The following is an 18279-nucleotide window of genomic DNA, read 5'->3' on the forward strand; positions in this document are numbered from 1 at the left end:
GCGCGACCCCTCCCCAAATCAGGAAAACATCTACCCGTCAGGCGAAAGCCCAGACGTCCTCGGCCTGGAAGCCGACCTGATAGCCCGCCGTCTTCAGCTTGACCACGACCTGTCCGATCTCCGGCGCGGGCAGCGCACCAACCTCGACCTTGATCATGCCGGGACGATAGCGCTTGAGGTCGAGCTGCTCGAACACGATCCAGTCGGCGCCTTCACAATCGACGAGGAAGGCGTCGATATGGGTGATGCCGTTGCGGTCGAGCAATGTCTGCAAGGTCTCCGACGGCACCTCGATGTCTTTCAGATGCGGCGCGAACTTGTTGAAATTGGCGTCGGCCTCGCCCCAGGCATTCTTGCCCGACATCAGGTTGGTGTCGGTCACCGACGAGCAGCCGATGAACTCGATCGGCAGCGTGCCGGCTTCGAGTGCGGCAGCGTCAAAGGTGTGGACCGTGATCGTGCCTTTAGTTCTCGTCACCGCGACGGGTTCTATGACGAAGCGGTCCGTGTCAGGGTAATTGGCGCGCAGCCGTTTCTGGTTGTACGGGATCGGCTCGACCAGCATGGCGCGGGCCTTTGGAATGCGGTGCAGCCAAGGCGTCACGTCATCGAACAGCGCGCCATCGCAGGCGCCGACATTGACCATCTGGAATGGCCGGCCGCTATCACTGAAGCGTGCCTTCAGCGCCGCCTTGGCGAGGAACTTGGTGCCGCGCAGCGACGGCCCGCGATCGAGCAGGCCGGCGGGAAGGCCGAGCGACAGGGCAATGCGCGCCAGGTTGGAAACTGAACTCATGATTTGTCTCCTGGTATGACGTGCAGGGCGGCGCGGTGCTGGCCGCCGGTGACCGCCGCCCACAACGCCATGAAGGGGGGGGCCAGCAGCAGGAATGGCGGGATCAGATGCGGGAAATAAATGCGCGTGTCGTGGATCGGGAAGACGCTGAATTTGGCGAGCGCACCGAGCACCAGCGCAGCAAACAGAATGCCCGCGCGGCGGCCGAGCCTGAAGCCGGCGCGGTCGGCCGCAAACCACCCGGCCAGCGCCAGAACCGAGACCCCGACCCAGCTGTTCAGGTTGATGGCGCGCAGCAGCGAGGCGGCAAACGCCCGGAGATAAGCGGTGACGGAAAAAGCCGGCTCGAACCCGTCCATATTGTAGTGCTGCCCGATGCTGGAAAACCACAGATGCGGCCACCAGCCGGGATGATGGGCCCAGTGCGAAATGGCGAAATACGCGGCGAGCGAAGCGGCAAAGCCGACCAGCACGCCCCAGGCCTTCTGCCGGAACAGGACCAGCAGCACTGCGAAAACGGCAAGGAAAACTATGTTGTCCGGCCGCACCATGAAGGCGAGGAAGAGCAGGATCGCCGTCGCCACCTCGCGGCCTCGGACATAAGCGAAGAGACCGCCTAGCAGCAGCGCCGAGGTAAGCAGGTCCGGTGTCGAAGCGCGCGCGGCGTCGCCGAAATCGGCCATGATCAGCACCGCGCCGACCACCGGTGCCAACGCCAATGCCTTTTCCCCGCGCAGCCAGAGCAGCGTGATTGCGCCGAACAGCAGGACCGAAAACACCTGCACCAGTCGCATCGCTTCGACCGGCGACATGACGGAACTCAGCGTCGACAGGATTTCGGCATAGAGGAACTTGATCCGGTACATGCCGAGCAACGAATGGAAGTCGGCGGCGTTCTGCGTCATGTGGCTGCGGAAGCCGCCGCCATCGTCGGTCAGCGCCTTGTAATCGCCGGCCGAGACACCCGATTTGACGGTGTTGTAGGCATAGTCATGCAGTGCCTGCGCATCGGGGTAGGTGCCCTCCTCCGACATGGCGAGATAGGGCAGCATGTCCCAGTTGGCGTCGGGCATCACCCAGGCCGTGAACGCCGTCAAAAGCATATAGAGGGCGAAGGCAGCCGCACCGATCGGAGCCGCCAGCCGCGCATAGGTCCCCTCGCCCCACGCCAGACCGGCCTCGGCGAGCCGGTCGAGTGGACTTTGCGGAGCGGGCGACTTGGTCAGCATGTCTTCTCGGCGAACGTTCGTTTCAACGGACTTGGCTTTTGACGAAATCCTTCACGATCGCCACGATGCCACGCGCCAAGAGACTGTCGAAGGCATCGACGAAGCGGTCGACATGCTCGCGCTGGCAGATCAGCGGCGGCTCGAGCCGGATGACGTTGCGGTTGTATTCGGTGAAGGCGACGAGCACGTCGTAGTCGCGCAGCAGCAGCGCGCCGACAAAACCGGACAGCGAACCCTTCAGCTTCTCGTCGAGCACGCTGACGATGGGGCGCAGCACCATCGGCAAGGTCTGCGAGAAGTCGTGAAACTCCAGCCCGACCATAAAACCCTTGCCGCGCACGTCCTTGATGATCTTCGGGTATTTTTCCCTGAGTGCCTGCAGCCGCTGCAGCAGGTACTCGCCGGTGACGGCGGCGTTGTCGATCAGCCCCTCGTCGTAAAGCACGTTGATGCCCTCGATCGCCGTGGCACACGCCTCGCCCATGCCACCGAAAGTGGCCATGGCATGGATCATCGCCGTCTTCGGCGTGCCGTAGGCCTTCATGTAGATTTCGCGGCGCGCAATCATCGCGCCGACAGCAGCCTTGCCGGCGCCCAGCGATTTGGCCAGTGCCGTCACATCGGGCACGACGCCATGATGCTCAAAGGCATAGAAGCGGCCCGAGCGGCCATAGCCGCACTGCACTTCGTCGGCGACCCACAGCACGCCGTACTGGTCGCACAGCGCCCGCAGCTTCTGCCAGTATTCAGTCGGCGCCTGGATGATGCCACCGCCGCCCTGGATGGTTTCCAGCACGATGACGCCGATCTCCGGATCGGAGCGGAACAGGCGCTCGACGGCCTCGATATCGGCAAAGGGAATGCGCACGGTATTGTCGGCCATCCTGAAGTCGGCGCGGTAGAGCTGGCCGTCGGTGATGCCCAGCACACCCTTGGTCTTGCCGTGGAATGAATTCTCGGCATAGACGATTTTCGGCCGCTTCGGGCCGGCGGCACGCTCGGCAAGCTTCACCGCCGCTTCCATTGCTTCCGAGCCGGACGAGCCCAAAAACACCATGTCGAGATCGCCAGGCGAACATTTGGCGATGTTGTGCGCCAAAGCGGCGGCATATTGCGACATGAAGGCGATGGCGATTTCCTGCCGCTTTTCCTCCTGGAATTTCTTGCGCACTTCCAGAATGCGCGGATGGTTGTGGCCGAAGGCCAGCGACCCGAAGCCGCCGAAGAAATCGAGGATCTTGCGGCCGTTCTGGTCGATGTAGAACATGCCCTCTGCACGTTCGATCTTGATCTTGTGGAAGCCGAGCAGCTTCATGAAATGCAGCTGGCCGGGGTTGAGATGCGCCTTGAACAGGCCGGTCATCCCCGCGACATCCATCGCCTTGGCCTGCTCGACGCTGATCAGGTCGGGCTTGGCGGTGGTGGCGGGCGACAGTGTCGGCGCGCTGACCAGGGTGCGCGTATTCGTCTGTTCCGGCTTGGCCATGACGGTCATTTCAATCTCCTGTTCGCGCCCGCGGCTAGCGTCGTGCGCAATAAACTGTTCGGCGCGCCCCTATTCGGCGGGGACATGTTTGGTGGCGACGGCGGGCCCGGCCTTCTTGGCGCGGTATTCGCTGTAGGCGGCGATCAGCATGTCTTCGTCGCGGTATTGCGGCACCCAGCCGAGCTGCCGTTCGGCCTTGGACACGTCGAGCACACAGTCCTCGTCGGCGATCAGATATTGCTCCGGATCCATGATCGGCATGTTGAAGAGGTCGAGCAGGTCGAGCGTGCGCTTGACCGCCCAGCCCGGGGTAGGCATCAGGATCGACTTCGAGCCGGCATGCCGGATCAGGTCCCCAAGCAATTTCTTCACCGGCGGCGGATTGAGCGACCCGAGATTATAGGCCTCGTTGGGCACACCGGCCTTCCACGCGGCGCGCGCCGCCTCCGCGCAGTCGAACACCGAGATGAACTGATAAGGGTTGCGGCCCGAACCGATCATCGGCACGGGAAAGTTCCAGTCGATCAGCTTGAACAGCTTTTCGAGGATGCCGAGCCGGCCGGGGCCGATGATCAGGCGCGGGCGAAACAGCGAGATCGACATGCCGCGCTTGCGCCATTCGCCGGCCAGTTCCTCGGTCTTCTGCTTCGACCAGCCATATTCGCCGAGCGGCGCGACCGGGTGCTCCTCGGTCATCGGCTGGGTGACGGTGTGACCATAGATCATGTCGGTCGTATAGTGGACGAGCCTGGGGGCACCAGCCTTGTCCATGGCCTCCAGGATGTGCTCGGTGCCGTGGAAATTGACCGGAAAGAAGAAGTCGTGCCGCTTCGCCCGCACCTGGATCGGCGACAGCATCTTGGCCGACAAATTGTAGACCATGTCGTCGGCCTTCAGCCCGACCGCGGCAACCGAGCCTTGGTCGGTGACGTCGCACTTGATGAAGCGGACAGTGCGGTAATGCGCAAGGTCGCTCCTGACGATGTCGGCGACGACAACCTCTTCACCGTCGGCCACAAGCTTCGGCGCTAGGTGACGGCCAACAAAGCCGTCACCCCCGAAAATCACATGTCTCATCGAACGATCTCGTTTGCTTGTATCTTGTCGGGCGTGATGGAAGCGCTCTGATCTTCATGCCCTCGCCCACTTTGCGCGATCAGCACCGTGCCGACGCAGATGCAGGCAATGCCGGCGATGCGCCAGCCATTCAGGTCTTCTCGGAAGACGAAATAGGCAAAGATCGCGACCGCGACGTAAGCCAAGCTCAGAAACGGATAGGCGAAGGAAAGCTCGACCTTGGAAAGCACGTAGAGGTGCGAGGCCATCGAAATGACGAAGGTGCACAGGCCAAGGAAGACCCAGGGGCTGAAGACGATCTGCAACAGCTTGATCAGCGGATTGGTGCCCTCGAATGAAATCGGTCCGAGCGACATCATGCCTTGCTTCAGCATCAGCTGCGCAGCAGCATTTGTCATAACCGTAAACAAAATGAAGACGATATATTTCATGTAGCCCGCCACCCTGTGATATCAGCTAATACAAATCTGAAAAGATTTCGTGAACCCACAAGACATTTTTGGGTAAACCTGGATGTTAAACCTTCGTAAACCACGATTCATTCTAAGTTTACCTATTCGGCTGCCTCTGCATCGCGCCGCGGCAGGTCGACAATCCCGGCCGTGCGCGCCCAGAAGTCGGACATGAAGGCGGGATCGCGCAGCGCTTCCAGCCTCGGCCACTCCGGGAACGAAGCAACGAAGGTTGCAGCACTCATGCGCGCATCCTTGTAAGGGTTGACCGCCCCACCAGCCGCGATCGTCATGCGGTCGAGTTCGTCGAGCAGGGCAAGTGTCGCCGCTCCCCTGTTGGGGAAGTCCAGCGTCAGCGTGTAACCCGGACGAGGGAACGACAGCAGCGCCGGCGAGCGGACCCCACCGAAGCGCTTCAAGACGGTGAGGAACGACCCCTGCCCGGCCTGCCTGGCCGCCGCGAGCAGTGCCGGCACGATTGCGCGCGCGGCCCCTTCCGGGACCACGCTCTGATGCTGGAACAGCCCCTTCGGTCCATAGAGCCTGTTCCAGTCGCGCACACCGTCGAGAGGGAAGAAGAAGCCCTGGTATTCGACCTGGCGCGGCACCTTGGCCTGCCCCTTTTTCCACCTGTAGGCGGCGTTGAAAGCGGTCAGGAACGGCCGGCTGAGCACGTTGAAAGGCGGCTGGAGCGGAACGGAGAATTTCGCGCTCGCACGCGCGGCCGCGTGCGAGCCGTGCTCGGCGTGGTTGCCGGTAAACAGTAGCCCCCGTCCGCTGTTGCGGCCACCGGCGAGCTGGTCGATCCAGGCGACGGCATATTCATTGGCCTGGTCCGCCGCTTCGGCAAGGTCGAAATATTCGCGGAGGTCGCGAAACCGCGTCGTCTTTTCCACGATATCGAGCGACGGAACCCGCATCAGCCGGATCGAAGCCGAGAGGATCAGGCCGGTGAGCCCCATGCCGCCGATGGTCGCTCGAAACAGGCGCGGATTGTCGGTCGCAGAGCAGCGATAGCTGTGTCCATCCGACCGAAGCAGCGTGAAACTTTCCACATGGCAACCGAACGTACCGCGCCGGTGATGGTTCTTGCCATGGACATCGTTGGCAATGGCGCCGCCGAGCGTGACGAATTGTGTGCCGGGCACCACCGCCGGGAAGAAGCCGTGAGGCGCGGCATATGCAATGACATCCGCGAGCAGCACCCCGGCATCCGCTTCGAGCAGACCGCTCTCGGCGTTGAAGCCGCGAATGCGGTTCAGGGGCCGCATGTCGATGACGGTGCCGAGCTGGTTCTGGCAGGAATCGCCGTAGGATCGGCCGTTGCCATAGGCAAGCAGCGACGCTTGCCTGGCCTGGCCGCCCTTCAGCAGCGCAATGGCGTCATCGGCGTGGATCGCCCTTGCCGCTGGCGGCGTGGCAAGGCCAAAGCTCTGGAAGCGTTCTGCCATGCCTACCAGCCTCCGATGACCAGCAGCACCGCGCCGATCGCCACCACGATCTGGCTGCGCCAGTCGCGAATGATGAAGACGACCGGGTCGTCGTGCATTTCGTCGCGGCGCGCCAGGATCCAGACACGCATGGTGAGATAAAGCACGATCGGCGCCAGCGGCCAGATCAGCCAGGGATGCGGATAGAGTTCGCGCACCGCGACGCTGTCCATGTAGAGCGCCAGCACCAGCGCCGAGGAGAACGCCGAAGCCATGCCGGCCTGGGCGACAATCTCCTGGTCTTCGGTGCGATAGCCGCGGCCGGCAATGCGTTCGCCGGGCGGAATGGCCGTGGTGCGCAATTCGACAAAGCGCTTCACCAGTGCCAGCGACAGGAAGAAGAAGATCGAGAAGGCGAGCAGCCAGAACGAGACGTCGACGCCCGTGGCGGCCGCGCCGGCCAGCACACGAATGGTGTAGAGGCCGGCAAGCGTCAGCACGTCGACCAGAAGCATGCGCTTGAACGACAGCGAATAGGCCGTGGTAACGACCATGTAGCCGCCGAGCACAGCCAGGAATTCAGGCGACAGGAACAGCCCGGTGCCGACGCCGATCGCCAGCAGCACCGCGATTGCGCCAAGGCCGAACGGAATAGACAGCGCACCGCTGGCGAACGGCCTGTTGCGCTTGGTCAGATGCTTGCGGTCGAGCGCAAGGTCGAAGAAATCATTGAGGATATAGATCGCCGACGCCACCGCGCTGAACGCGATGAACGCCAGCAGGCATTCCCAGATCATGTTGGAATTGAAATATTCGTGCGACAGCATCATCGGCACGGCGATCAGCGAATTCTTCAGCCACTGGTGGACGCGCAGCATCTTGACGATGGTCCGCAACGTCGGCTTGGGCGCCGGCATCGTTTCGGCGCCATGCGCCGCCTGCCAGCGCGCGGCATGACGGTCCGGCGCCACCACGATCGCGCTGCGTGCCGCGTCGAAGACCTGGAGGTCGTGGCGGCTGTTGCCGGCATAGTCGAAACCGGCATCGCCATAGGCCGCAAGGAGCGAGGCTCGCTTCTTTCCCGAAGTGAGATTGTCGAGACCCTCGGTGGCCAGTACCCGGTCGAAAATGCCGAGATGGACAGCAATGGCGTCGGCGAACTTGCGCGGCGTGCCGGTGGCCAGCACGAGCTTGCGGCCTTCGGCGTGCTCGGTGCGGAGCCGGTCGAGCAGGGGCGCCCGATAGGGCAGCGTGGCGGGGTCGATGTCGATGCGTTGGGCGATCGCCTGCTTCAGCCGCGCCGGTCCGCCGGCCGCCCAGAAAGGCACCAGGAAGAAATAGAGCGGGTTCTTCTTGAGGAGGATGAACAATCCTTCCCACAAAAGGTCCGTCGCGATCAGCGTGCCGTCGAGATCGACCGCAAGCGGTATTGCGTTCCTGTCCGACCGCGCGTCCATGCCCGTCCTGCCCTGCCAGCGTCTGATCCGGAAACCGGAACCCGTTGAGCGCCGTATTCGGCGTCTTGATGCTGGTATAGCGGGGATCGCCTAGCGAACATTAAAACGTACGGTTGCAAAGGGCTGCCGCCGCGGTATTTCCATCGTCATTGTTAAACAACAGCTACCGGGAACAATAAAAGGCCGAGCAAACGCCCGGCCTTTCCAATCATCACACCGAGATTACTTGATGCGGGCGACGCCGCCTGAAATCTCGACGGTTTCCGAACCGGTCAGGGCTTCAAGGTCGCCATTGGGCAAGGTGACAAAACAGCCATTCTGGCAGAACTCGACGGTTTCACCGCCAGCCAGCGCAAGCTCGGTCTTGCTGCCGCCCTCGGTCACGACCAGCGTGCGCGTCTCGGCGTCCTTGTTGACCGCGCTAGCGGCATGGGCCGAGCCGCTCACGGCGAGCAAGGCCACGGCAGCGACGAGAGACTTCCACATTTGCAATATCGGTGTTCCCACCGCCTCTGTTGCATTTCCACAAGGCATTCTCGCCTTTGCATTGGAGCTTATATGAGATGGAAGCTGAACCGCAACTGAATGCCGCATTCATGCCGCAATTGGCATGCCGACATGCAATCTCCAATCTAATCCGGATCTGGCTTGCGTGTCTTGCGGCTTGATTTGGCCTGACGCTTTGCGTCCGCCTCGGCTTGCGCCTTGGCCTCTTCCCGTTCGGCGAAATCGGCCTCGATCTTGTCGTCGTCGGTCGGCCATGCCACGTGCTTCTTGGCCTCGACGACCGCGCGCGGCGTGGACGGGATTTCAATGTGCTGGTCGTCGAATCTTTCCAGCACGGTGAAGCGGACGTCGTTCTGCACGATGTTGCCGTTCATCACATCGGCCAGGAACACGCGGATCTCGAATTCGAGCGCGGCGGGTCCAAAATTGGAAAACAAGACGAAAGGCTCGGGGTTCTTCAGCACCAGCGGATGGCTGCGCGCGATATCCAGCAGCACCGCGTGGACCTGCTTGACGTCGCTGCCATAGGCGACGCCCACCTTGATGTCGATGCGGCCGAGCTTGTTGCGGTGCGTCCAGTTGCCGACGGCGTTGTTGATCAGGTTCGAATTGGGCAGGATCACCGACTGCCGCTGAAAAGTCTCGATCTCCGTGGCACGCACGCTGATCTTCTTGACCGTGCCGCTGACGTCGCCGGCCACGATCCAGTCGCCGACCTTGAACGGCCGCTCGGCCAGAAGGATCAGGCCGGAGACGAAATTCGACACCACATTCTGCAGGCCAAAGCCGATACCGAGGGAAAGCGCACCCGCGACCAGTGCCAGGCTGGAGAGGTCGATGCCGGCCGCCGAGATGCCGACCAGCGCGGCGAGCGCAACGCCGGCATAGCCGACCGCCAGCCGGATCGAGTTGCGCACACCGGTGTCGACCTTGCCGCGCGCCATGACCGAGCCGTCTAGCCAGCCCTGGAACCAGCGCGTCAGGAAATAGCCGATGACGAAGACGACGATGCCCGACAGGATGCCAGTGACCGAAATGGTCACCGAACCGATATTGATTCCGGTTGCGAGCTTGTACGCCCAGGCCTCGATATCGCCGAGCTGGAAGCCCCACATCAAAAGGATCAACGGCAAAAACACCAGCACGATCATCACGTTGATGGCGATGCTGACGACAAGACCGAGCTGGTCGAGTGCGGTATCTTCATAGCTGGAATTGGCCGACAGCCAACGCCCGACCGAGGTGTTGGCGAAAGCGCCCTCCTCGCCGATCGCCTGCGCCGACAGGAAGCCGATATAGGCCGTTATCAGCGCGGTGCCGGTGACCACGACTTGCAGCGAGACGAACAGGGCAAGGCCGATATACCCGAGCAGCGCCGCGATGATGGTGAAAAGCCCCAGCCCGAGCGAGGTGTAGCGCAGCCACGCCGGCCACGGGCGCCAGCTTCCGTCACGCGCCCTGAACGGCCTCAGCATCGCCATCAGGATCAGGATGACGCCGACGATGATGGTGGCCACGAAACTGCGCGCGATGGTCAGCGACAGCGGCGACCCCATCTTGTCGTTCACGACCGACAGGAAGGTGTTGAAGCTGATGACCACGGCCATGGCGGTGGTCAGCCGGACCAGCCAGCGCGCCGGCCCGGTTTCGACGGGGATGAGCCGCCAGTTGGGCAAACGCGGCTCGAGTGCAGCGTTGGTCAGCCGATTGACACAGAACACCACGCCGATGACCGTGGCCAACGCATTGAGGAAGAGGCCAATATCGCCGCGCAGCACGTTGTAATAATTGAAAAAGAAGATCGTCGAGCCGAGAAAGGCGGCGACAGCCAGCGTCGGCAGCAAGGTCGACCAGAAGGCCACGGACAGTCGGCTGAGATAGGATGGGTCCTCATTGGCCGGATCGGCCTCGAACACCCGCCCGAACAGGCGCCTCCCGCCGACCAGCAGCACCAGCGCCAGGCCGAGCGCCACGAAGGTGGCGGCCAGGATAGCCTGAAACTTGAACTTGATGGCGAAGCTCAGCCAGGACGACACCGCCTTGTAGAAATTGCCGAACTCGTCGCGCGCGTCGGAAAACACCTGCGGGCTCAGCGCGTCCGAGAGCACGTAGCGCTTGGTCAAAAGATTGCGGAACAGCGCGCTGCGCATGTTGCCGATCTTGTCGATCAGCCCGCTGATGCGGATCGACAAGGATTGAGCTTGCGCAATGACCGCGTTGATCTCGGCCTTTTCGGACGTCAGCCCCTCGCGTTCGGCGCTGACGATGTCGGGCTCAGCCGGTTGGCCGGCGGCGGGTGGCGGCCCGAGCTGTTCGAGCCTGCTGTTGATTTCGCCCAGGCGTGTGCGGAACGCCAGCGCGCTGGTCAGCGATTGCCGTGACAATTCCTCGAGTTGCAGGCGGATGTCGACAAGGTTGCTGTCGTCCTCGCCATCCTGCTGTATCTGCTTCTCGAAATTGTCGGTCTTGGTCGTCAGGCCTTGAATGATCTTTTGCTGATCGGCGACCAGTCCGGCGGGCGCCTGGCCAACGCCTTGCGCCGCCGCCTCGAACGACAGCGGCGCCGAAACGACAAGCGCCAGGACCAGGATGAGGCGAAGCAATCGAAAAAACATGATGGATTGGCGACTCGCGGACGGCAAAGGCATTCAAAAAGCCTGTCCTTGATAAAGACGGCCATATCATGGGGCAAGTCACCGCGACGATCGCGCTCATCGAGCGTCGGCCAGTCGAAAGGCGATGGCGCAATATTGGCTTTGTATCAGCCCCCTGCTCTATAGTCTGCCCCATCGCCCGCAACGGACATCATACACATGGCAGAGTACTCGGCCCTTTCGCTGCTCGCGAACGCGCTCAAGGGAAACAAGGACTGGAAGCCGGCCTGGCGCAAGCCGGATCCGAAGGCATCCTACGACGTCATCATCATCGGCGGCGGCGGGCATGGACTGGCGACCGCATACTATCTAGCCAAGGAACACGGCATCACCAATGTCGCGGTGCTGGAGAAAGGCTGGCTGGGCTCCGGCAATGTCGGCCGCAACACAACGGCCGTTCGTTCGAATTATCTGCTGCCCGCCAACACCCGCTTCTACGAACATTCGATGAAGCTGTGGGAAAACCTGTCGCACGAGCTCAATTACAACGTCATGTTCTCGCAGCGCGGCTGCCTCAACCTGGCGCACACGCCGGCTCAGTTCGACGACTACGCAAGACGCGGCAACGCGATGCGCCATCTCGGCGTCGATGCGGAATTGATGACACCAGCCGAGATCAAGCGCCTGATCCCGGCGCTCGACATCTCCGACGGTGCACGCTTTCCCGTGGTCGGCGGCCTGATGCAGCGGCGGGCCGGCACCGCCCGGCACGACGCCGTCGCGTGGGGCTATGCCCGCGGCGCCGACCGGCGCGGCGTCGACATCATCGAGAATTGCGAGGTCACCGGCTTCCTGCGCGAGGGCGACCGGGTTACCGGCGTTGCCACCTCGCGCGGCGATATTAGGGCCAAGAAGATCGCGGTCGCGGTGGCTGGCAGCACCGGACGGGTCATGCAACTGGCCGGCGTCGAGACGATGCCGATCGAAAGCCATGTGCTGCAGGCCTTCGTCACCGAATCGCTGAAACCCTTCATCGACACGGTCGTGACCTTCGGCATGGGCCATTTCTACATGTCGCAGTCCGACAAGGGCGGCCTTGTCTATGGCGGCGACATCGACGGTTACAACAGCTACGCCCAGCGCGGAAATCTGCCCATCGTCGACGAGGTGATGAGCGAGATGCTGGCCCTTTTCCCGGGCCTTGCGCGTGTGCGCATGCTGCGCTCCTGGGGCGGCGTCTGCGACATGTCGATGGACGGCTCGCCGATCATCACCATGGGCCCCCTGCCCGGCATGTATCTCAATTGCGGCTGGTGCTATGGCGGCTTCAAGGCGACGCCCGCTTCCGGCTGGTGCTTTGCCTGGACCATCGCCAAGGATCAGCCTCACGATTTCAACGCCCCCTTCACGCTGGACCGCTTTCATCGCGGGCTGGTGATCGACGACAAGGGCCAGGGTGCAAACCCGAGGCTCCACTAGACAAGGCTTCATTAGGAACATTCCGTGCTGATCACTTGCCCCTATTGCGGCCCGCGCGATGTCATCGAGTTCACCTATCAGGGTGACGGCAACCGCGAACGTCCCGACCCCGCCTCGCAGAATTTCGAGGCCTGGAATGCCTATGTCTACGACCGGCTGAACCCGGCCGGCGACCACAACGAGATCTGGCAGCATTCCGGCGGCTGCCGGGCTCACCTGAGGGTGGTGCGCAACACGCTGACGCATGAGATTTCCAGTGTCGCCTTCGCGCGCGGCGATCACAGCTCGGCCGCGCGCCGCAAGGCGGAGGACAAGCCATGAGCCCGCGCCGCACCGACACCGGCGGCCGCATAGACCGGCTGAAGACGATCCGCTTCACCTTCGACGGCGTTGCCTATGCCGGGCATGGCGGCGACACGCTGGCGTCCGCGCTGCTGGCCAATGGCGTCACCCTGTTCGGGCGTTCTTTCAAATACCATCGGCCGCGCGGCCTGCTGAGCGCCGGCGTCGAGGAGCCCAACGCGCTGGTCACGGTGCTGAAGGGCGAGGTGCGCGAACCCAACATCCCGGCGACCATGGTCGAGATCCATGACGGGCTGGTCGCCGTCAGCCAGAACCGTTTCCCCTCGCTTGCCTTCGACATCCATGCCGTCAACCAGTTCGGCGGAAAACTGCTGTCGGCCGGGTTTTACTACAAGACCTTCATGGGACCGGTTGTCGGCCCGCTGAAAGGCACGCGCTTCTGGATGTTCTGCGAGCATTTCATCCGCCGCGCCGCCGGCCTCGGCAGCGCCGGATCGGCAAAGGACCCGGCCCGCTACGAGCGCATGAACGCTTTTTGCGACGTGCTTGTGGTCGGCTCCGGACCGGCCGGCCTGATGGCCGCCAAGGCAGCCGCCGATCAGGGCGCCCGCGTCATCCTGGCCGATCTCGAGCCGCGCTTCGGCGGTTCGGCCAACTGGTCCGGCGAAACCATCGATGGCGCGCCCGCCGCTGATTGGGTGCGACGCACCGTGGCCCAGCTTGAGGCGCGAGACAATGTCCGGCTTCTGCCGCGCACCACCGTCTGGGGCTACTACGACAACAATACGCTTGCCGCGCTCGAGCGGGTCAGCGACCACAAGGCGCAGCCCGCCAAGGGGGAGCCGCGCCATCGCTACTGGGCGATCCGCGCCGGATCCGTCGTGCTGGCCACCGGCGCCTTCGAAAGGCCGCTGGTGTTTCCCGGCAATGACCGGCCCGGCGTGATGCTGGCGCATGCGGCGGAGCGCTACGCCAACGAATTCGGCGTGCTGCCGGGGCAGCGGATCGTGCTGTTCACCAACAATGACAGCGCCTACCGCTCGGCGCTGGCGCTGAAGCAGGCCGGTGCGGCGGTCGTTGCCATCGTCGACGTGCGCCCGCAGCCATCCGCCGAGATGGGCGCCCTGGCCGGCGAAGCCGAGGCGGAACTGCTTTCCGGCCATGCGGTGGTCGCCACGGAAGGCGGCAAAGCCTTGTCCGGCCTCAAGGTTCAGCGCTTCGACATGGTCGCGGGCGCGCTGAGCGGCGACGCGCGCAGCATCCATGCCGATTGCCTGTTGATGTCCGGCGGCTGGTCGCCGACCATCCATCTGGCCAGCCAGGCCGGCGCCAAGGCTGAATGGAACGCGGCCCGGCAGGCCTTCCTGCCGCCCAAGCCGACGCAAAGCTGGATCGGCGCCGGCGCGTTCACCGGCAGCTTTTCGACGGGAGAGGCAATCGCCGAAGGGCGCGCCGCAGGCCTTGCCGCGAGTGGCGGCACCGCCACGCCGACGGCACTGCCCACTGTCGAGGCAGCTCCCGGAGATCCAGATCCCGCGCCTGTGTTCGAAGTCAAGGGCAGCGGCAAGAGCTTCGTCGACTTCCAGCACGACGTCACGGCGGAGGATGTCCGCCTGGCGCATCGCGAAGGCTTCGTCTCTGTCGAGCACCTGAAGCGCTACACCACACTCGGCATGGCCACCGACCAGGGCAAGAGCTCCAACGTCCCCGGCCTCGCCATCATGGCGGAAGCGCTGGGCAAACCGATCCCGGAAGTCGGCACCACCCGTTTCCGGCCACCTTTCGCGCCGGTGTCGATCGGCTCGCTGGCAGCGGAGCGCTTCGGCGATCTCAAGCCCGAGCGGCTGACCCCGATGCATGACTGGCATGTCGACAATGGCGCGACCATGTACTCCGCCGGCCTCTGGTACCGGCCGATGATCTACGGGCTTTCGGGCGAAACCGTCGAACAGGCCTATGTGCGCGAAGCCAAGGCGACGCGCGAAAGCGCGGGAATCGTCGATGTCTCGACGCTGGGCAAGATCGCCGTGCAGGGTCCCGACGCCGCGGCGTTCCTCGACCGTGTCTACACCAACATGTTTTCGACGCTCGCCGTCGGCAAGGCACGCTACGGGCTGATGCTGCGCGAGGACGGTTTTGCCTTCGACGACGGCACCACCTGGCGGCTGGGCGAACAGGATTTCCTGATGACCACCACCACGGCCAATGCCGGCAAGGTGATGCAGCATCTGGAATATTTCCTCGACGTGATCTGGCCGGAACTCAAGGTCCACGTCACCTCGGTGACCGACGAATGGGCGGGAGCCGCCATCGGCGGCCCGAAAGCGCGGCAGATTTTGGCAGCCTGCGTCACCGGCACTGCCGTGGACAACGCCACCTTGCCCTTCATGGGCATCGTGCACGGCGAGATCGCAGGCGTTCCGGTTATGATTTGCCGGCTTTCCTTCTCCGGCGAAATGGCCTTCGAGGTCTATTCCGGCGCCGGCCATGGCACCCATGTCTGGGAAGCGCTGGTCGAGGCCGGCAAGCCGTTCGGGCTGGTCACCTACGGCCTCGAGGCGCTGGGCACGATGCGCATCGAAAAAGGCCACGTCACCGGCGCCGAGATTGATGGCCGCACCACGGCGCGCGACCTGCATCTCGACTGGATGCTGTCGAAGAAGAAGCCGTTCATCGGCTCCGCGATGATGGATCGGGAAGGTCTCGTCGCTTCCGAGCGGCTGGAACTGGTCGGCCTGATCGCGCTCGACAACCGGCCGCTCAATGGCGGCGCGCACATTGTCGAGGACGTCGACGAAGCCAATCCGCACGGCTCGATCGGGCACATCACCGCCTGCTGCTATTCGCCGGCGCTCGGCAAGCATATCGCGCTGGCGCTGGTCAAGGGCGGCAAGGCCAGGCACGGCACGCGTGCGCATGTCTCCGATCCCTTGCGCAACCGCTTCGGGCCCGTGGAGATCGTCTCCAACCACTTCTACGATCCGGAAGGGACCCGCATGCATGGCTGAGCGTCAATCGCCCCTCGAGCCGGAGTTCCATGTCGGCTCGCACGGCAATTTCGAACATGGCGTCGAGATCCTGCTCACCGAAACCAGGCCGGGCTCGATCGTGCAACTCGCGGCATGGCCAGGCGAGGAGAAGAAACTGATGGAGGCCATCCGCACCGTCACCGGGCTTGCTCTGCCCGATGGCGCAGGCGGCGGCTCGAGGGACGGCGTGAAAGCGGTATTCGGCTTCGCGCCGGGAAAATTCACGGTGACCGATGAAGCCGAAGGACTGGCCCTGGCATTGACCAAGGCGGTGACGCCGGCCATCGGCACGGTGACGGACCTGTCGCATGGCCGCACCGCGATCCGCATTGCCGGGCCGAAAGCCGAATGGGTGCTCTCGAAATTCTTCGCCATCGACTTCGCCCTGCTTGCCTTTCCGGTCGGCGCCGGCCGCTCGACAACGCATCACGATGTCTTCGCCCAGATCCAGCGCACCGGCACCGACCAGTTCGACATCTATGTCTTTCGCTCCTTCGCGCGCTCGTTCTGGAAGGCGCTCTGCCACGCCAGCGAGGAAGTCGGTTACGAGGTGCAGTAGGCGGCTCACTCCATGCCGCTACGGGTGCTGCACAATGGCGTGCCAGTCGGCATCCTGCAGGACCACCCGGTAGCCGTCGCAATCCTCGAAGGTGACGCCCTATCTGTCCCAATAGGGATTGAAAGATTGTATCGGGGCGGCATAGTTCAGATCCTTGTGCGGCTGGGCGGCTGCCATGGTCCGGCATTTATCGCAGGGATTGTCCTAAGCTGCCTTAGCTGCTTTGTAGTCTTTATAGGTTGCATCGCAATAAGGATGCGCAATCGCCGCATTAGCTTGACGATTATCACCTCCATCCCTTTTGGGATTTATGTGATCACTATGGAATGAATTCCGATGCCAAAGCCCGCCGCAATAAGGGCATTTTGGTGCCCCCGGTAAGGCAGCATCCCATATTGCTGCAGTTCTAGTCTTGGGCGCAAACTTGCCGGTGCCTGACGTCTTGTCCGCCGCTGGCATGCGGAGCATTGGATCCTTAAACCGAAGAATACCAAAGTCTTTGTGGTCATTCATCGTTTGGACCACATCGGAAAACGATTTTCCCTCCATTAACAACTTCAATGCGAGAGACCAATAACGATCAAGCCACGGGGTGCTCCGGTCCCCACTTCCGTTCTTATGTATGATTTCAGTCATTACCCACTTGTGGTCGAGAAGAAACCGTTCCATCTCGCTACGGACGTCGCAAAACAGGTTCGCTTTTCCTTCAGCAAAAATCCGATCAACTATCTGTGCCCATGCAAGGAAAGCCCAAGGAGAGAATGCTCCGCCGCGGGTGTAATAGTAGACGACAGGATGGAGACCCAAAGACGTTGGCTCTTTGCTCGTCAAACGAGAAACCGTCTTCCAAACACGCTTGAGATATTGTGCCGTATCACCACCGTCGGCATCGGGCAATAGATGGTCTTTTACCTTCGTCCCAGTGGAGTCGGCAACCTTTGTCGAATTTGCTTGATTTACTAGGTCAAAGACGAAGGGGAGAACGCTATAGCCTCGACCCGCGACGGGAACATCCAAAGTATCAATCTGACCTTCGGGCATGGGCGGCCTGTAGAGAGCGGTGTAAACCTCCTTTGACGTATCGACAATTGTCTTTTGTACACCGTCGGGGAATTTCGCCCAGTAGGCGTATCCGCTGCCGCCATGTGCAATGGCACGAGATGCGATAGCAGCCGCTGATTCTCGCGAACGAATGATCCGTTTTTCCGTCTTGTCCAACGGAGTCGCCGCGTCGTTGATTGTAAAGAATGAATCTTCAGCCGCCTTTGCGCTGGTTGCAGGAACCCATTGAGCGACGAAAAACGTGATAGTTAGATTGCTCATCCGTGCCGTCTGAGAATCGGTAACCACGCTTGGATGCGTCAATCCAGCTTGGTACAATTTGAATTTACCGATGCCTGTATCGATTAGCTTTCGCGTCCTTCGAGCGAGTGCCTCTTGCTCTGGCGGCAGGCGAGACCCGAAAAGTGCCTTTGAGCGATCGCCATCTCCGTAGTCGTCATACATCCAAGCCATGAGGGCTGAAATACGATGAGCGCCATCAACCACGAAGTTGAATTGCCCCGCACGCCAGAGGATGACAGCCGGAACTAGCCGCCTATCTAAGAAATCGGCCACCAAATCGAAGATCTTTTTAGGCGACCAATGAACTGTCTCCCGCTGAAATTCCGGCTTACGCAAGAATTTGACGAAAAAATCGTTCTCCATGAAATGCGTGTAGGTAAGTTGTGTAGCGCCCGTTTCACCAGCGACCATACCTTCCCCGACCGACAGGTCAGCCCGCGGTATCAACGCATCCAGGTTCACCCCATTAGCTGCCATATCGTTGATTCCCCCATCCTATTTGCGCCTGGTCAGTCATATCTCACCTCACGGCATCGG

Annotated in this window: 14 protein-coding genes; 4 read left to right on the plus strand and 10 right to left on the minus strand. The window is 62.3% G+C overall.

Annotated elements, in window-relative coordinates:
- Positions 1 to 37: 37 nt before the first annotated feature.
- The 9 genes from LB524_RS00730 to LB524_RS00770 form a co-directional block, all read right to left on the minus strand.
- The gene (locus LB524_RS00730) at positions 38 to 796 is read right to left on the minus strand and encodes an FkbM family methyltransferase (RefSeq protein ID WP_015317408.1); all 759 of its coding nucleotides are present in this window, start codon (positions 794 to 796) and stop codon (positions 38 to 40) included.
- Positions 793 to 2025: a hypothetical protein gene (locus LB524_RS00735; RefSeq protein ID WP_224523161.1), complete on the minus strand. Its 1233-nt coding sequence runs from the start codon at positions 2023 to 2025 to the stop codon at positions 793 to 795. Before LB524_RS00735 ends, LB524_RS00730 begins: the two co-directional genes overlap by 4 nt.
- A gap of 22 nt (positions 2026 to 2047) precedes the next feature.
- Positions 2048 to 3520: an aspartate aminotransferase family protein gene (locus LB524_RS00740; RefSeq protein WP_224523163.1), complete on the minus strand. Its 1473-nt coding sequence runs from the start codon at positions 3518 to 3520 to the stop codon at positions 2048 to 2050.
- Between the two features lie 60 nt (positions 3521 to 3580).
- Positions 3581 to 4588, minus strand: coding sequence for an NAD-dependent epimerase/dehydratase family protein (locus LB524_RS00745; protein ID WP_224523164.1), 1008 nt, complete (start codon positions 4586 to 4588; stop codon positions 3581 to 3583).
- Entirely contained in the window at positions 4585 to 5019 is a 435-nt protein-coding gene (locus LB524_RS00750) for an EamA family transporter (RefSeq protein ID WP_015317404.1), read from the minus strand. Before LB524_RS00750 ends, LB524_RS00745 begins: the two co-directional genes overlap by 4 nt.
- 122 nt (positions 5020 to 5141) lie before the next feature.
- Entirely contained in the window at positions 5142 to 6491 is a 1350-nt protein-coding gene (locus LB524_RS00755) for an FAD-dependent oxidoreductase (protein WP_140873513.1), read from the minus strand.
- Positions 6492 to 6493: 2 nt separating this feature from the next.
- Entirely contained in the window at positions 6494 to 7927 is a 1434-nt protein-coding gene (locus LB524_RS00760; RefSeq protein ID WP_140873511.1) for a UbiA family prenyltransferase, read from the minus strand.
- 222 nt (positions 7928 to 8149) lie between these two features.
- Positions 8150 to 8413 carry a hypothetical protein gene (locus LB524_RS00765; RefSeq protein WP_027145877.1) on the minus strand — a complete coding sequence of 88 codons (264 nt, stop codon included), beginning with the start codon at positions 8411 to 8413 and terminating at the stop codon, positions 8150 to 8152.
- 146 nt (positions 8414 to 8559) lie between these two features.
- Positions 8560 to 11049, minus strand: coding sequence for a mechanosensitive ion channel family protein (locus LB524_RS00770; RefSeq protein ID WP_224523167.1), 2490 nt, complete (start codon positions 11047 to 11049; stop codon positions 8560 to 8562).
- Positions 11050 to 11247: 198 nt separating this feature from the next.
- Here LB524_RS00770 and LB524_RS00775 point away from each other — a divergent pair, with 198 nt between their 5' ends.
- From LB524_RS00775 to soxG, 4 genes are read left to right on the plus strand one after another with little or no spacing between them, the layout of a single operon-like run.
- Positions 11248 to 12507, plus strand: coding sequence for a sarcosine oxidase subunit beta (locus tag LB524_RS00775; RefSeq protein WP_140793634.1), 1260 nt, complete (start codon positions 11248 to 11250; stop codon positions 12505 to 12507).
- Between the two features lie 24 nt (positions 12508 to 12531).
- Positions 12532 to 12828, plus strand: coding sequence for a sarcosine oxidase subunit delta (locus tag LB524_RS00780; RefSeq protein WP_015317398.1), 297 nt, complete (start codon positions 12532 to 12534; stop codon positions 12826 to 12828).
- The gene (locus LB524_RS00785) at positions 12825 to 15818 is read left to right on the plus strand and encodes a sarcosine oxidase subunit alpha (protein ID WP_224523169.1); all 2994 of its coding nucleotides are present in this window, start codon (positions 12825 to 12827) and stop codon (positions 15816 to 15818) included. Before LB524_RS00780 ends, LB524_RS00785 begins: the two co-directional genes overlap by 4 nt.
- Positions 15811 to 16398, plus strand: a complete 588-nt coding sequence (gene soxG, locus LB524_RS00790; protein ID WP_224523170.1) for a sarcosine oxidase subunit gamma family protein — start codon at positions 15811 to 15813, stop codon at positions 16396 to 16398. The genes LB524_RS00785 and soxG overlap by 8 nt, the downstream gene beginning before the upstream one ends.
- A 204-nt stretch (positions 16399 to 16602) precedes the next feature.
- Here soxG and LB524_RS00795 read toward each other — a convergent pair whose 3' ends face one another.
- Entirely contained in the window at positions 16603 to 18219 is a 1617-nt protein-coding gene (locus tag LB524_RS00795) for an HNH endonuclease signature motif containing protein (RefSeq protein WP_224523172.1), read from the minus strand.
- Positions 18220 to 18279: the final 60 nt, after the last annotated feature.

Origin of the sequence: Mesorhizobium sp. ESP6-5, assembly GCF_020164695.1 — a bacterium.
In the GTDB taxonomy this organism is placed as follows: Bacteria; Pseudomonadota; Alphaproteobacteria; order Rhizobiales; family Rhizobiaceae; genus Mesorhizobium; species Mesorhizobium australicum.

Excerpts from the sequence above, each read along its gene's own strand:
- LB524_RS00755 (WP_140873513.1), bottom strand. The coding sequence starts at position 6,491 with ATGGCAGAACGCTTCCAGAGCTTTGGCCTTGCCACGCCGCCAGCGGCA.
- LB524_RS00735 (WP_224523161.1), bottom strand. The coding sequence starts at position 2,025 with ATGCTGACCAAGTCGCCCGCTCCGCAAAGTCCACTCGACCGGCTCGCC.
- LB524_RS00745 (WP_224523164.1), bottom strand. The coding sequence starts at position 4,588 with ATGAGACATGTGATTTTCGGGGGTGACGGCTTTGTTGGCCGTCACCTA.
- LB524_RS00740 (WP_224523163.1), bottom strand. The coding sequence starts at position 3,520 with ATGACCGTCATGGCCAAGCCGGAACAGACGAATACGCGCACCCTGGTC.
- soxG (WP_224523170.1), top strand. The coding sequence starts at position 15,811 with ATGGCTGAGCGTCAATCGCCCCTCGAGCCGGAGTTCCATGTCGGCTCG.
- LB524_RS00795 (WP_224523172.1), bottom strand. The coding sequence starts at position 18,219 with ATGGCAGCTAATGGGGTGAACCTGGATGCGTTGATACCGCGGGCTGAC.
- LB524_RS00750 (WP_015317404.1), bottom strand. The coding sequence starts at position 5,019 with ATGAAATATATCGTCTTCATTTTGTTTACGGTTATGACAAATGCTGCT.
- LB524_RS00770 (WP_224523167.1), bottom strand. The coding sequence starts at position 11,049 with ATGTTTTTTCGATTGCTTCGCCTCATCCTGGTCCTGGCGCTTGTCGTT.
- LB524_RS00760 (WP_140873511.1), bottom strand. The coding sequence starts at position 7,927 with ATGGACGCGCGGTCGGACAGGAACGCAATACCGCTTGCGGTCGATCTC.
- LB524_RS00775 (WP_140793634.1), top strand. The coding sequence starts at position 11,248 with ATGGCAGAGTACTCGGCCCTTTCGCTGCTCGCGAACGCGCTCAAGGGA.
- LB524_RS00730 (WP_015317408.1), bottom strand. The coding sequence starts at position 796 with ATGAGTTCAGTTTCCAACCTGGCGCGCATTGCCCTGTCGCTCGGCCTT.
- LB524_RS00765 (WP_027145877.1), bottom strand. The coding sequence starts at position 8,413 with ATGTGGAAGTCTCTCGTCGCTGCCGTGGCCTTGCTCGCCGTGAGCGGC.
- LB524_RS00785 (WP_224523169.1), top strand. The coding sequence starts at position 12,825 with ATGAGCCCGCGCCGCACCGACACCGGCGGCCGCATAGACCGGCTGAAG.